Below are 14,428 nucleotides of genomic sequence, written 5' to 3'. Positions count from 1 at the left end.
CAGTGATTGTGTTGTTCACTCGCCGCCATACGTTCCCATACAAATCAGGCCTTGACGCTTTCCAGCTGCCTCTGGAGAATCCAGGGTTCTTCTTACCGTTTTGGAATGATATGGAAGCCTGGCTGCAACATTTAATTACCCAATCACTGGCCTGGTCGCTACTGGCGATCGGCCTGGTGACTTTCTTTGAATCGTTGGCGCTGGTCGGGCTGCTGCTGCCGGGAACGGTGTTAATGGCTTCCTTTGGCGCGCTGATCGGCAGCGGGCAGATTGGGCTCTATCCTGCGTGGGCGGTGGGGACGATAGGTTGCCTGCTCGGTGACTGGATCTCCTATTTTATCGGCTGGCAGTTTAAAGGGCCGCTGCACCGCTGGTCGTTTATCAAAAAACACCAGAAGCTGATGGATAAAACCGAACATGCGCTGCACGCGCACAGCATGTTCACCATTATCGTCGGGCGCTTTGTTGGGCCTACGCGACCGCTGATCCCGCTGGTGGCAGGGATGCTGGAGCTGCCGGTGCGCAAATTTATTCCGCCGAATCTGATTGGCTGCATTCTGTGGCCGCCGCTCTATCTGCTGCCGGGGATCCTGGCGGGCGTGGCGATTGACGTGCCGAAGGATGCCAGCAGCGGGATGTTTAAGTGGCTGCTGCTCGGCGTGGCGCTGCTGGTATGGCTCGGCTGCTGGCTGTGCTGGCGCTGGCTGCGGGCGAAAAAGCAGAACGACTGGGCCACGCCGTTTCTGCCGGTTGCGCGCCTGCGCTGGTTAGCGCCGCTGGTGGCGGTGTTGGCGATAGCCAGCTTTACCGCGATTCAGTTCCACCCGATGATGCCGATTTTCCGCCATCTGTTATGGGACGTGTTTTTCTAAAGTCACCCCGAGTACCGCCGCCTCCGGCACGGCACCGCGCTGCAACAGCGCGGTGCTGCCATCCCAGTAAACCCTTCCGTCAACGATCAGCAGGCTGCGCGGTGCGATGGTCGCGGCATCTTCAATGCTGTGCGACACCATCAGCAGCGTGATATTGCGCTCGGCACAGACCTCATCCACCAGCGCCAGCATCTCTTTACGCAGGGCCGGATCGAGGGCGGAGAACGGCTCGTCGAGCAGCAGGATCGGCTGTTGTCTCACCAGGCAGCGGGCGAGGGCCGCACGCTGGCGCTGGCCGCCGGAGAGCTGATGCGGCAGGCGCTGTAGCTCATCCGTCAGCCCGACGCGCTGGGCGATGTTCTGTAACTCATGCTTGTGCTGGTGGCTGAGCTTCAGCCCGGGGTGCAGGCCAAGGCCAATATTCTGCGCCACCGTCAGGTGCGGAAACAGGTTGTTCTCCTGAAACAGCATCGACACCGGGCGCTGCGCCGGAGGCGTCGCACGATGATCGCAGCCGTTTAGCCGCAGATCGCCGCCGCTGATCGGCAGAAAGCCGGCCAGCAGGCTCAGCAGGGTGCTTTTGCCCGCGCCGCTCGGGCCGAGGATCGCCAGCCGCTCGCCCGCCTGCGCGCTGAAGGTGAAGCGCATCGGCAGGTGGTTGTACAGATAGGTGAGATTAGTCAGGCTTAACATGGCGCCCCGGCAGTTTTTCAATCACGGTGAACAGCAGGAAGCAGAGCAGCAGCAGCAGCAGGGCCGTTACTGCGCCGTCGCTGCTGCGGTACGAACCTATCTGCTGATAGAGGTAGAACGGCAGCGTGCGGAAGTGCTCGTTGCCAAACAGCGCCACCGCGCCGAAATCCCCAATCGACAGTACGCAGGCAAAGGCCAGCGCCTGCGCCAGCGGGCGTTTCAGGGCGCGTAGCTCAATCAGCCGCAGGCGGTTCCAGCCGCGAATATCCAGCGATAAGCAGAGGCGGTTGTAGCGCTCGGCGATGTCGCGCAGCGGGTTTTCCAGCACCTTCATGGCATAAGGCACCGCCATCAGCGCATTGGTGAAAATAACGATGCCGTCCGCGGAGTCCGGTAGCCCCACGCTCTGGTTGAGCAGCAGGAAAAAGCCGGTCGCCAGAACAATACCGGGCATGGCGAGGATCAGCATGCCGCTTAGCTCCAGCGCCTGGCCCCACAGCGAATGCTGACGCAGGCGCAGTTCGCGGCTGCTCCACAGCAGCATCACCGTCAGCAGCACGCTCAACAGCCCGGCCCCGAGGGCGATGCGCAGCGAGGTAAACGTCGCCTGCCACAGCGCGGTCTGCTGCAATACGCCGCTAAAGCCCTGATTGAGCCCGTCAGCGACCACCGCCAGCAGCGGTGGCAGGATCAGCAGCAGCGCCAGCGCGATCAGCACGCCGTCAAGCAGGCGTGCGCGCCAGCTGTCCTGCGGATTACGCCAGCCGCCCAGGCTGTCGCTGCCCGCCGGAATGGCCTTGCTCAGACGCTGGCTCAGCACGACCAGCCCCAGGCAGCAGACCATCTGCAATAGCGCCAGCAGAGCGGCGCGGCCCGGGTCGTAGTCAAAGCTCAGCGCCTGAAAAATTGCCAGCTCGATGGTGGTGGCCTGCGGTCCGCCGCCAAGCGACAGCACCGTCGCGAAGCTGGCGAAACAGAGCATAAAGATCAGCGCGCCTGCCGGCAGGATCTGCCGCCGCAGCCACGGCCATTCGACAATGCAAAAATGCGCCCATCCGCCCAGGCCCAGCTGGGCAGCAAGCTGGCGCTGTTCGCCGGGGATCTGCTGCAAGGCCTGCAACAGCAGGCGCGTGGCCAGCGGCAGATTAAAGAAGACGTGCGCCAGCAGGATGCCCTGCAGGCCGTAAGGCGTGAACGAATAGTGGATGCCGAGCAGGGCGCAGAGCTGCGCCAGCCAGCCGCTGCGGCCATAGACGCTGAGAATGCCAAACACGGCGACCAGCACCGGCAGCACCAGCGTCATGGCGCACAGCCGCAGCAGGGTGGCGCGCCCGGTAAAGCGGCGGCGATACAGCGCCCGCGCCAGCAGAATCGCCGGTAACACCGACAGCAGCGCCGACAGCAGCGCCTGGCCGAAGGAGAAGCGCAGCACGTGCCACAGATAGCTGTCATGCCAGAGTGCGCGCCAGTCGGTTGCGGGTGCATTCTGCCACAGGGCAAAAAACGCCAGCAGCGCCACGCCGATCAGCAGCAGCGCGGCAATCCCGCCGGGCAGCAGCCAGCCGGGGATTACTGGCTGACGGCGCGTTGCCATGCACTAATCCAGCTGCTGCGCTGGCTCGCTACGTCCCCGGCGCTGTACTGCAAAGAGGTGGCGGGCACTGTCAGGGTGTCGAAACCGGCAGGCAGGGTGGTTTTGATCGCCGGGTACATCCAGTTGCCGGTGGCGATAGTGTCCTGGAAGGCAGGCGTCAGAATGAACTGCATAAACTGCTGTGCCAGTTCAGGCTGCTTGCTGGCCTTCAGCTGCCCGGCCACCTCTACCTGTAGATAGTGGCCTTCGCTAAAGTTAGCGGCGGCGTACTGGTCTTTCTTCTCGGCAATCAGGTGATAAGCCGGGGAGGTGGTGTAACTCAGCACCATATCGCTCTCCCCTTTCAGAAACAGGCCATAGGCTTCGCTCCAGCCTTTGGTGACGGTGACGGTTTTCTTCGCCAGCTTCTGCCACGCCTGCGGGCTGTCAGCGCCAAACACTTTCTGCATCCACAGCAGCAGGCCGAGTCCCGGCGTGCTGGTGCGCGGATCCTGGTAAATGATCTTCAGCGGTCGGTCGCTCTCCACCAGCTCTTTCAGGCTTTTTGGCGGATTTTGCAGTTTGGTTTTATCATAAACGAAGGCGAACCAGCCGTAATCGAACGGCACGAAGGTGCTGTTGTGCCAGCCGCCCGGCACCGTGCTGCCGTGGGTGTCGACAGTGGCCGGGGCAAACAGCCCGGTCTTTTCGGCGGCATCCAGCAGGTTGTTATCCAGCCCCAGCACCACGTCGGCCTTGCTGTTCTTGCCTTCCATGCGCAGCCGGTTGAGCAGCGACACGCCATCCTCCAGCGCCACGTATTTCAGCTCGCAGTTGCACTGCGCTTCGAACGCTTTTTTTATCGCCGGGCCGGGGCCCCAGTCGGCGGAGAAAGAGTCATAGGTGTAAACCGTCAGGGTCTCTTTCGCCGCGAAGGCAGGCAGGGAAAACAGCACCAGCAGAGGCAGTATTCTTTTCAACACGTGGCGTTCCTTCAGTAGGGTGGGCCGCTAATCGCGGCTTATTGTAGAGGCTTCGTCAACAGGGCGAAAGCGTCATGATTCCGGCGGCGCGAACCAGGCAGACTTGAAGTCAAACCAGCCGAGGGTGTTCATGCGCACGCCGCGCATACTGCGCTGCCCGTGCAGCAGCAGCCAGTGGTGGAACAGCGGATGCAGGAAGTTGCTCTCAATCAGCTGCTTGCTCCAGTCGGCGAGCGGCAGCTTCTGCTCGCGCCACTGCACCGCATCGCTTTCCCAGTCGATCGGCACGCAGTGGTGCATCAGCGGGATCTCATACAGCAGGGCAAACAGCGAGAACTCCAGCGGCAGGGTAAAGTTGGCGCTGCCGAGCCAGATATCGCTTTCGGCTTCGCCGCGATACCAGCTCTCATAGTCGATCTCCTGAGTGATTAGCTCGACGCCGTGCGCGGCCAGGATCGGCCCGAGCGCGTTGGCGATGCCCTGGTGCTCAATGTGGTCGCTATACCAGGTGATGGTGAGCGAAGTTAGCCCCGGCGGCTTCCCGGCAACCGCCATATCGCGGCGATGGTGCCAGCGCGGCAGCAGGCCGTAGGCCGGGAACCAGTAGCGCTGATAGGCGATGCCGCTGTGGTTAAGCAGCGCGATCGGGTTGAAGATGGTGCTGATCCAGCGGCGCAGCTGCTCATTACGGCCGTGTGCGGAGCGCTGGTCAAACATCAGGAAGTAGCAGCCCTCCTCAAGACGGCTCTCCTCTGATTTCTCATCGGTGCTTTCGCTTTGCAGCTTCACGCCGGAGTAGACCAGCTCGTCGCTGATCTCCGGCAGCACCCAGATGTTGACCTCGTCAATCAGCGCCCGGTAGCCAAAGTAGTCATCAAACGCCGAGATGCGCAGCTGGCTGTGCTGGTTGCGCTCGACCGCGTAGGCCCCGGTGCCCACCGGCTGGCGGGCAAAGTTGCGCATGTGCGGCCACTCCTTTGGCAGGATCATCGCGCTGACGCTGCCCAGCAGCCAGGGTAGCCAGGCATCAGGGTGGCTGAGATGGATATCCAGCGTCCACGGCGTATGGCTTTCAATCTGCGCGAAGTGGCTGAACAGCGGCTGCTGTTTCAGGCGCTCCAGCGTGGCGATGACATCGTCCATCTCCAGCTCGCGGCCGTGGTGGAAATGAATCGCCGGGCGCAGAAAGAAGCGCCAGTGCAGCGGGGCGATCTGCTGCCAGTGGTGGGCAATGTCCGGCTCGATTTCCCCGTTTTCCTCATTTATCCGCGCCAGGCCGTTAAAGATCTGGCGGGCGAGGTGGGTTTCTGAGCGGCGCAGCGGCGTGCCGGGCAGCAGATTGAGCAGCGGGCGGTAGTAGAGCACGCGCAGGATATGTTTCCCCTGGCGGAAGCTGCGGCCCAGATGCGATAGCAGCATCTGACGCACGCGGTTTTTGTCGCCGACCAGCTGTACCAGCTGATCGATGCGGTCCTGTTCCAGCAGGTCCTCCGCCCGCTGCTGCTGCAGGGCCAGCCCGGTGTAGCGGAAGGTCAGGCGTGAGCGCTTGCCGCGCCCGGCTTCCGCCTGCCACTCAAGCCAGCCCTGTTCCTGCATAGCGTTCAGCAGGTTGCGCATATGGCGACGAGAACAGCTGAGCTGGACCGCCAGATCGCTCAGCGTGGTTTCCTGTGACTGGCCCTCGCAGCACTGCCAGAGCCGGATAAACTGCTGCTGCAAACGCGGTGAAGACATAAAAGGGGAACCCTGTGTTAAAAGCCGTCTGTTTTTGCTGCCCTATATTACGGTGATAATGCTGACAGATGAAAGAGTGGGAGGCATTCTTCGGAATGGCACTCTGAATCTTTACCCGGACCGGGTAGTTCTGAGTATGGTGCTTTTCACCGGCCAGCTGGCGTCTATGCCGCTGGCTTTTTTCATGCTTTCTCTTCTAAGCTATTGGTTTAGCACTCTCTCCATTTTTGCAGGTCGAGGCACCCGTAATGAAATCGCTCCTTCGCAATCGCCGTATTCATCCGGTGTACCTGGCTTTTATGGCTGTCTCTTTTATGGTCGGCGTCGCCGGGGCATTACAGGCCCCGACGCTGAGCCTGTTCCTCAGCCGTGAAGTAGCCGTGCGGCCGTTCTGGGTCGGGCTGTTTTATACGGTGAATGCGGTGGCGGGGATCGTGGTCAGCCTGCTGCTGGCGAAGCGCTCCGATAATCGCGGCGACCGGCGCATGCTGATCCTGTTCTGCTGCGTGATGGCGGTGGCGAATGCGCTGCTGTTTGCCTTCAACCGCCACTATCTGACGCTGATCACCGCCGGGGTGCTGCTGTCGGCGATTGCCAGCGTGGCGATGCCGCAGATATTTGCCCTGGCGCGGGAATATGCCGACAGCTCAGCGCGTGAGGCGGTGATGTTTAGTTCGGTGATGCGTGCCCAGCTGTCGCTGGCGTGGGTAATTGGCCCGCCGCTGTCGTTTGCTATTGCCCTGAACTATGGCTTTACCACCATGTTTATCGTTGCCGCAGCGCTGTTCGTTGCCTGCGTGGCGCTGGTGTGGTTTACCCTGCCGTCGGTGCCGCGTGCGGAGAGTAGCGGGGCAGTTCCTATCACCGAGATGAGCGCCTGGAAAAGTGCGGACGTGCGCATGCTGTTTATCGCCTCGGTGATCATGTGGACCTGCAATACCATGTATATCATTGATATGCCGCTGTATATCAGCGGCGTGCTGGGGCTGCCGGAGAAACTGGCCGGGCTGCTGATGGGCACCGCGGCCGGGCTGGAGATCCCGGTCATGCTGCTGGCCGGGCACTCTGTGAAACGCTTTGGTAAACGCACCATGATGCTATTGGCGATCGGCTGCGGCGTGCTGTTTTATCTCGGGCTGGTGCTGTTTCACAGCCGCACGGCGCTGATGATACTGCAGCTGTTTAATGCGGTGTTTATCGGCATTATTGCCGGGATTGGCATGATCTGGTTCCAGGATTTAATGCCTGGGCGCCCCGGCGCGGCCACCACGCTGTTTACCAACAGTATTTCGACCGGGGTCATTCTGGCGGGGGTGCTGCAGGGGGCGCTGGCGGAGACCTTCGGGCATGACGCGGTTTACTGGCTGGCGTTCCTGCTGGCGATAGTGTCGTTTGCGCTGTCGTGGCGGGTGCGGGAGAAAAGAGCGGTGTGATTGATAGGGGTCGACCGGAAAAAAAGGTCGAACCCTACCGTATTTGTAGCGGCTGACCCTCTTTTTCGGTCAGCCCGCCGCCGCATCAACGCAAAAACGCGGGTTGTTTCTGTTCCCAGGCGCTGATATCGGCATCGTGCTGCAACGTCAGGCCAATGGAGTCCAGACCGTTGATCAGGCAGTGGCGGCGGAAGCTGTCGATCTCAAACGGCCAGGCTTTATCCCCGACCAGCACCTGCTGATTGACCAGATCAACGGTAAAACGCATGCCCGGCTCAGCGGCGACCATCCGAAACATCTCATCCACTTCTGCTTCACTCAGCGTCACCAGCAGCAGCTGATTATTGAACGAGTTATTAGCAAAGATATCGGCAAAGCCGGAGCCAATAATCGCCTGGATGCCATAATCGGTCAGCGCCCACGGTGCATGTTCACGCGAGGAGCCGCAGCCGAAGTTTTCACGGGTCAGCATAATGCTGGCACCGCTGAACGCCGGCTGGTTAAGGATAAAGTCCGGGTTAGGGATTTGCCCCTCAGCGTCGCTGTAGCGCCAGTCATAAAACAGGTTGCGGCCAAAACCGGTGCGCGTCACCATCTGCAAAAACTGCTTGGGGATAATCGCATCGGTGTCGACGTTGGCTGCATCCAGCGGCACCACGATACCGCTGTGTTGGGTAAATTTTTTCGCCATAATAATTCCTTACGCCAGCTCACGAATGTCGGCAAAATGGCCGGCTACGGCTGCTGCGGCTGCCATCGCCGGGCTGACCAGATGAGTGCGTCCGCCGCGCCCCTGGCGACCTTCAAAGTTACGGTTGCTGGTGGAAGCGCAGCGTTCACCCGGGCTGAGGCGGTCGTTGTTCATGGCCAGGCACATCGAGCAGCCTGGCAGGCGCCATTCAAAACCCGCATCAATAAAGATCTTATCCAGACCTTCCGCTTCCGCCTGAGCTTTCACCGGGCCGGAACCGGGCACCACATACCCCTGCACGCCAGCAGCGATCTTATGGCCTTTTACCACCGCCGCCGCCGCGCGCAGATCTTCAATGCGCGAGTTGGTACAGGAGCCGATAAACACTTTGTCGATGCGCACATCGGTCAGGCGAATACCGGGTTTGAGATCCATATAGGCCAGCGCTTTTTCCGCAGAGGCGCGTTCCACCGGGTCGCTGAACGACGCCGGGTCCGGGATGAGATCGCTGACGGCGATCACCTGGCCGGGATTGGTGCCCCAGGTCACCTGCGGCGCAATATCGGCGGCATCCAGCGTCACCACTTTGTCGAACTGCACGCCATCATCGGATTTTAGCGTGCGCCAGTAATCTACCGCCTGCTGCCACTCAGCCTCTTTCGGGGCAAAGCGACGGCCCTTAACGTAGTTAAAGGTGGTGTCATCAGGCGCAATCAGCCCGGCCTTCGCGCCCAGCTCAATCGCCATGTTGCACAGGGTCATGCGGCCTTCCATGCTCAGGGCTTCCACCGCTTCGCCGCAGAATTCGACCACGTGACCGTTGCCGCCGCCGCTGCCGGTTTTACCGATAATCGCCAGCGCGATATCTTTCGCGGTAATGCCCGCTGCCGTTTTGCCGCGCACTTCCACCTTCATGGTTTTCGCCCGCGACTGTTTCAGCGTCTGCGTGGCCAGCACGTGTTCGACCTCGGAGGTGCCGATACCAAACGCCAGCGCGCCTAACGCGCCGTGGGTGGAGGTATGGGAATCACCACAAACGATAGTCATGCCCGGCAGCGACAGGCCCTGCTCCGGCCCCATCACGTGTACGATGCCCTGAAACTGATGGTTCAGGTCAAACAGCTGCACGCCGAACGCCTCACAGTTTTTCATCAGCATCGACATCTGGATACGCGCCATCTCGCCGCTGGCGTTGATGTCCCGCGACTGGGTGGAGACGTTATGATCCATGGTGGCAAAGGTTTTTGACGGCTGGCGCACCGGGCGGCCGTGCGCGCGCAGGCCGTCAAATGCCTGCGCTGAGGTCACCTCATGGACGAGGTGACGGTCAATATAGATCAGCGGTGTTTCATTGGGTGCTTCGTGCACGACGTGCGCATCAAACAGCTTCTCGTACAGTGTTTTCATCATTATGCTTCGCGAATAAACCGGGCAATCACGCTGCCCATTTCATCGGTGCCGATCGCTTTACCGTTACCGGCCAGGTCGCCGGTGCGATAACCCTCTTCCAGCGCGCGGTTAATGGCGTGCTCAATAGCGTCGGCGGCGTTTGCCGCATTCAGGCTGTAGCGCAGCAGCAGGGCCAGTGACAGGATCTGCGCCACCGGGTTAGCGATATTTTTCCCGGCGATATCCGGCGCGGAACCGCCCGCCGGTTCGAACAGACCAAAGCCTTTCTCATTCAGGCTGGCGGAGGGCAGCATGCCCATCGAGCCGGTGATCATTGCGCATTCGTCCGACAGGATGTCGCCAAACAGATTTGAGCACAGCATCACGTCAAACTGCGACGGCGCCTTGATCAGCTGCATGGTGGCGTTGTCGATATACATATGGCTCAGCTCAACGTCCGGGTAGTCCTGCGCCACTTCGTTAACAATCTGACGCCACAAAATAGAGGACTGCAGCACGTTAGCTTTATCGATCGAGGTTACCTTGTTGCGGCGTTTGCGCGCTGACTCAAAAGCGATACGCGCAATGCGTTCAATTTCGAAACGGTGATAAACCTCGGTGTCGAAAGCGCGCTCATGCATTCCGCTGCCTTCACGCCCCTTTGGCTGGCCAAAATAGATGCCGCCGGTCAGTTCACGCACCACCAGAATGTCGAAACCCTGGTCGGCAATGTCGCGGCGCAGCGGGCAGAAATCTTCCAGCCCCTGATACAGGCTGGCCGGGCGCAGGTTGCTGAACAGCTGGAAGTGCTTACGCAGCGGCAGCAGTGCGCCGCGCTCCGGCTGTTCTGCAGGCGGAAGGTGTTCCCATTTTGGGCCACCGACCGAGCCGAACAGAATCGCATCCGCCTGCTCACAGCCTTTAATCGTTGCCTGCGGTAAGGGCTCCCCGTGGCGGTCAATAGCGATGCCGCCGACGTCATATTCGCTGGTGGAGATGCGCATGTTGAAGCGCTCGCGTACTGCGTCCAGCACTTTGCTGGCCTGAGCCATCACTTCCGGGCCGATGCCATCACCGGGTAATACTGCAATATGGTAGCTGCTGGACATTTATACGGCTTCCTTCTGATCTTTCATCTGCGACTTACGCTGCAATTCCTGCTCGACCTGGCGAGCGCGCCAGATGTTATTCAGTGCGTTAACCATGGCTTTTGCTGAAGACTCAACGATATCGGTCGCCAGACCGACGCCGTGGAATTTACGCTCGTTGTACTGCACCACGATATCTACCTGGCCCAGCGCATCTTTACCGTGGCCTTTGGCGGTCAGCTGATAGTTGATCAGCTCAGCATCGAAATCGGTGATGCGGTTGATCGCCTGATAGACCGCATCAACCGGACCGTTACCGGTAGCGGCTTCGGTTTTCTGCTCATCACCGCAGCCCAGCTGCACGGTGGCGGTGGCAATTACGGTAGAACCGGACTGCACGTTGAAGGTGTCCAGCTTGAAGTATTCCGGCTCTTCAGACTGCTTGTTGATAAACGCCAGCGCTTCCAGGTCGTAATCGAAGACCTGGCCTTTCTTATCGGCCAGCGCTTTGAAGGCCTCGTACAGCGTATCCATGTTGTACTCGGCTTCGGTGTAGCCCATCTCTTCCATGCGGTGCTTCACGGCAGCGCGGCCGGAGCGCGAAGTCAGGTTCAGCTGTACCTGTTTCAGACCGATAGATTCCGGGGTCAGGATTTCATAGTTTTCGCGGTTCTTCAGCACGCCATCCTGGTGGATACCGGAGGAGTGGGCGAATGCGTTGGAACCGATAATCGCTTTATGTGCCGGGATAGGCATATTGCAGATTTTGCTGACGGTCTGGCAGGTACGGTAAATCTCCTGATGATTAATGCGCGTGTGCACATTCATCAGCTGGCTGCGGGTTTTAATCGCCATGATCACCTCTTCCAGCGCGCAGTTACCGGCACGCTCACCCAGGCCGTTCATGGCGCCTTCAACCTGGCGCGCACCGGCATTTACCGCGGCCAGCGCGTTGCCGACCGCCATGCCCAGGTCATCATGGGTATGGACGGACAGGATCGCTTTATCGATATTGGGTACGCGTTCGCGCAGGGCGCTAAAGATGTTGGCGTATTCGTAAGGCAGGGTGTAACCGACGGTATCCGGGATGTTGATGGTGGTGGCACCGGCATTAATCGCGGCTTCTACCACGCGGCACAGGTCATCGATTGGCGTTCGGCCGCCGTCTTCGCAGGAGAACTCCACATCGTCGGTGTAGTTACGGGCGCGCTTCACCATCTTCACCGCACGCTCAATCACTTCTGGCAGGGTACTGCGCAGTTTGGTGGCGATGTGCATCGGCGAGGTCGCCAGGAAAGTGTGGATGCGGTAGGCCTCCGCCACGCGCAGCGCTTCGTAGGCTGCGTCGATATCTTTTTCCACACAGCGTGCCAGACCGCAAACCCGGCTGTTCTTAATCTGGCGGGCGATGGTCTGCACCGATTCAAAATCACCCGGGGAGGAGACCGGGAAGCCGACCTCCATGACGTCGACGCCCATACGTTCCAGTGCCAGGGCAATTTGCAGCTTTTCTTTCACACTCAGGCTGGCCTGTAATGCCTGCTCGCCATCGCGCAGAGTGGTATCGAAAATAATGACTTGTTGGCTCATTGGGTTGTTCCTTGTCGTGTTTACGTCGCCGGTTGCCGCGAGCATAAAAAAACCCGCGCATTGGCGCGGGTTTCTTAGTTTTGCAAGCCTGAATCAGTGATTGATTCCGCCCACAAGTCTACCGCGCAATGAGGATGCGTTTAGTAGTAGACCGAGTAGGCGGGTGGAACGAATCATTGAATCAGACCCCATAAATTGTAAAGTGGCTTTATTGATACCCGATCAAACCCAGGGCTGTCAACCATCAATAACAATCCGCTGCGCATGGTCATTATTCAGCCGACCGGGCATTCGATGCCACAGAGTTTTAATAACAAAACGATCACAATGCAAATAACCGGGCAGCAGTATATTCCGCTTTTGGAATGCCTTATTTTCAGTGTAATTGTCGCTGGCAAGGGTAGGGCGGCAGAGCCTTAATTAACGCTTTGCGCACTCGTGGTGTGGTTTGCCGTTTGCCTGCCAACTTTTCTACGGTTATGGTATTTGCGATAAACGCCCACAAGAATTCATAACTCAATAACGTTTATTCAACGAGTGGGGCTGCGCCCTGTACCTGGATGTTGGAAATGATTTCCAATTTCTGAGCATAAAAAACAGGTTTTGACCTTATCTGTCCGCAGATAAATCAGCACCTTAAAGCCTGGAGGCAAAAATGGAGATGTTGTCAGGAGCCGAGATGGTGGTCCGATCGTTAATCGATCAGGGCGTAAAACATGTATTCGGCTATCCCGGTGGAGCGGTCCTCGATATCTATGACGCTCTGCAAACCGTCGGCGGCGTAGATCACATCCTGGTCCGTCACGAACAGGGCGCTGTGCATATGGCGGATGGTTACGCCCGTGCCACCGGTGATGTCGGCGTGGTGCTGGTCACCTCCGGTCCCGGTGCCACCAATGCCATTACTGGTATTGCCACGGCCTATATGGACTCGATCCCGATGGTGGTGCTCTCCGGTCAGGTGATGTCCTCGCTTATCGGTTATGACGCCTTCCAGGAGTGCGACATGGTCGGGATCTCCCGTCCTGTGGTGAAACACAGCTTTATGGTGAAGCGGGTTGAAGATATCCCGACCATCATGAAGAAAGCTTTCTGGCTGGCTGCCAGCGGTCGTCCTGGCCCGGTGGTGGTTGACCTGCCAAAAGATATGATGAACCCGGCGAACAAACTGCCTTACGTCTGGCCGGATGAAGTGAGCATGCGCTCTTACAATCCGACGACGCAGGGTCACAAAGGTCAGATTAAGCGCGCATTGCAGACGCTGCTGGCGGCGAAAAAGCCGGTGATTTATGCCGGTGGTGGTGTGATTAATGCAGCCTGCCACGAAGAGCTGCTGACGCTTGCCGAAAAACTGAATGTTCCGGTGACCACCTCGCTGATGGGGCTGGGCGCCTTCCCGGGCACGCACCGTCAGTGCGTGGGGATGCTCGGCATGCACGGCACCTACGAAGCCAACATGACGATGCATCACTCCGATGTGATCTTCGCCGTTGGCGTGCGCTTCGATGACCGTACCACCAACAATCTGGCAAAATACTGCCCGAATGCCACCGTGCTGCACATCGATATCGACCCAACATCGATCTCGAAAACCGTGGCCGCCGATGTGCCGATCGTGGGTGATGCGAAGCAGGTGCTGCAACAGATGCTGGAGCTGCTGGGCCAGAGCGACGTGCAGCAGAATTATGACAGCGTGCGCGACTGGTGGCAGAGCATTGAGCAGTGGCGTTCCCGTCAGTGCCTGGAGTTCGACCGCACCAGCGATAAGATTAAGCCGCAGGCGGTAATCGAAACCATCTGCCGTCTGACCAAAGGTGAAGCCTATGTCACCTCTGACGTGGGTCAGCACCAAATGTTTGCCGCGCTTTACTATCAGTTCGACAAGCCGCGCCGTTGGATCAACTCCGGCGGTCTCGGCACCATGGGCTTCGGCCTGCCGGCTGCGCTGGGCGTGAAGCTGGCGCTGCCGCAAGAAACCGTAGTCTGTGTGACCGGTGACGGCAGTATTCAGATGAATATTCAGGAGCTGTCTACCGCGCTGCAGTACGGCATTCCGGTGCTGGTGCTGAACCTCAACAACCGTTTCCTCGGCATGGTGAAGCAGTGGCAGGATATGATCTACTCCGGTCGCCATTCACAATCTTATATGGAATCACTGCCTGACTTCGTGCGCCTGGCGGAAGCCTATGGCCATGTTGGTATCTCGATCAATCGCCCTGACGAGCTGGAATCGAAGCTGACAGAAGCACTGGAACAGTTAGGCAAAGAGCGCCTGGTGTTTGTTGACGTCAACGTTGATGGCACCGAGCACGTCTACCCGATGCATATTCGCGGTGGCGGTATGGACGAAATGTGGCTGAGCAAAACGGAGAGGACTTAATT

At 59.2% G+C, this 14,428-nt stretch carries 12 protein-coding genes; 3 read left to right on the top strand and 9 right to left on the bottom strand.

What is annotated here, in order from left to right; all coding sequences use genetic code 11:
• Positions 1 to 110 precede the first annotated feature (110 nt).
• Complete coding sequence (locus ID864_RS05240) at positions 111 to 872, top strand: DedA family protein (protein WP_048914818.1); 762 nt, start codon at positions 111 to 113, stop codon at positions 870 to 872.
• On the opposite strand, the gene thiQ is transcribed toward ID864_RS05240, so the two are convergent.
• The 4 genes from thiQ to sgrR all read right to left on the bottom strand — a co-directional run bounded on the left by thiQ (position 852) and on the right by sgrR (position 5,855).
• Positions 852 to 1,565 (bottom strand): thiamine ABC transporter ATP-binding protein ThiQ, encoded by a 714-nt coding sequence (thiQ, locus tag ID864_RS05235; RefSeq protein ID WP_048914819.1) that lies wholly within the window; start codon positions 1,563 to 1,565, stop codon positions 852 to 854. The genes ID864_RS05240 and thiQ overlap by 21 nt on opposite strands.
• Positions 1,549 to 3,159 (bottom strand): thiamine/thiamine pyrophosphate ABC transporter permease ThiP, encoded by a 1,611-nt coding sequence (gene thiP, locus ID864_RS05230; RefSeq protein ID WP_191149520.1) that lies wholly within the window; start codon positions 3,157 to 3,159, stop codon positions 1,549 to 1,551. Before thiP ends, thiQ begins: the two co-directional genes overlap by 17 nt.
• Positions 3,135 to 4,121 carry a thiamine ABC transporter substrate binding subunit gene (gene thiB / locus ID864_RS05225; protein ID WP_099753880.1) on the bottom strand — a complete coding sequence of 329 codons (987 nt, stop codon included), beginning with the start codon at positions 4,119 to 4,121 and terminating at the stop codon, positions 3,135 to 3,137. The genes thiP and thiB overlap by 25 nt, the downstream gene beginning before the upstream one ends.
• A 72-nt stretch (positions 4,122 to 4,193) precedes the next feature.
• Positions 4,194 to 5,855: an HTH-type transcriptional regulator SgrR gene (gene sgrR / locus ID864_RS05220; protein ID WP_062818084.1), complete on the bottom strand. Its 1,662-nt coding sequence runs from the start codon at positions 5,853 to 5,855 to the stop codon at positions 4,194 to 4,196.
• A gap of 248 nt (positions 5,856 to 6,103) precedes the next feature.
• Between sgrR and ID864_RS05215 the strand changes: the two genes are divergently transcribed.
• Complete coding sequence (locus ID864_RS05215; protein ID WP_099753879.1) at positions 6,104 to 7,288, top strand: MFS transporter; 1,185 nt, start codon at positions 6,104 to 6,106, stop codon at positions 7,286 to 7,288.
• A gap of 85 nt (positions 7,289 to 7,373) precedes the next feature.
• On the opposite strand, the gene leuD is transcribed toward ID864_RS05215, so the two are convergent.
• The 5 genes from leuD to leuL all read right to left on the bottom strand — a co-directional run bounded on the left by leuD (position 7,374) and on the right by leuL (position 12,223).
• Positions 7,374 to 7,979 carry a 3-isopropylmalate dehydratase small subunit gene (gene leuD, locus ID864_RS05210; protein WP_048914824.1) on the bottom strand — a complete coding sequence of 202 codons (606 nt, stop codon included), beginning with the start codon at positions 7,977 to 7,979 and terminating at the stop codon, positions 7,374 to 7,376.
• A gap of 9 nt (positions 7,980 to 7,988) precedes the next feature.
• Positions 7,989 to 9,389 carry a 3-isopropylmalate dehydratase large subunit gene (leuC, locus tag ID864_RS05205; protein WP_048914825.1) on the bottom strand — a complete coding sequence of 467 codons (1,401 nt, stop codon included), beginning with the start codon at positions 9,387 to 9,389 and terminating at the stop codon, positions 7,989 to 7,991.
• The gene (gene leuB, locus ID864_RS05200; RefSeq protein ID WP_048914826.1) at positions 9,389 to 10,477 is read right to left on the bottom strand and encodes a 3-isopropylmalate dehydrogenase; all 1,089 of its coding nucleotides are present in this window, start codon (positions 10,475 to 10,477) and stop codon (positions 9,389 to 9,391) included. The genes leuC and leuB overlap by 1 nt, the downstream gene beginning before the upstream one ends.
• Positions 10,478 to 12,046: a 2-isopropylmalate synthase gene (leuA, locus tag ID864_RS05195; protein ID WP_048914827.1), complete on the bottom strand. Its 1,569-nt coding sequence runs from the start codon at positions 12,044 to 12,046 to the stop codon at positions 10,478 to 10,480.
• Between the two features lie 93 nt (positions 12,047 to 12,139).
• Positions 12,140 to 12,223, bottom strand: coding sequence for a leu operon leader peptide (gene leuL / locus ID864_RS23935; RefSeq protein WP_099753877.1), 84 nt, complete (start codon positions 12,221 to 12,223; stop codon positions 12,140 to 12,142).
• A 478-nt stretch (positions 12,224 to 12,701) separates the two neighbouring features.
• Here leuL and ilvI point away from each other — a divergent pair, with 478 nt between their 5' ends.
• Positions 12,702 to 14,426, top strand: coding sequence for an acetolactate synthase 3 large subunit (ilvI, locus tag ID864_RS05185; RefSeq protein WP_048914828.1), 1,725 nt, complete (start codon positions 12,702 to 12,704; stop codon positions 14,424 to 14,426).
• The last annotated feature ends 2 nt before the right edge of the window (positions 14,427 to 14,428 follow it).

It is taken from the genome of Erwinia aphidicola (assembly GCF_014773485.1).
Classification (GTDB): Bacteria; Pseudomonadota; Gammaproteobacteria; order Enterobacterales; family Enterobacteriaceae; genus Erwinia; species Erwinia aphidicola.
This window is presented reverse-complemented; position numbering and strand designations above follow the sequence as displayed.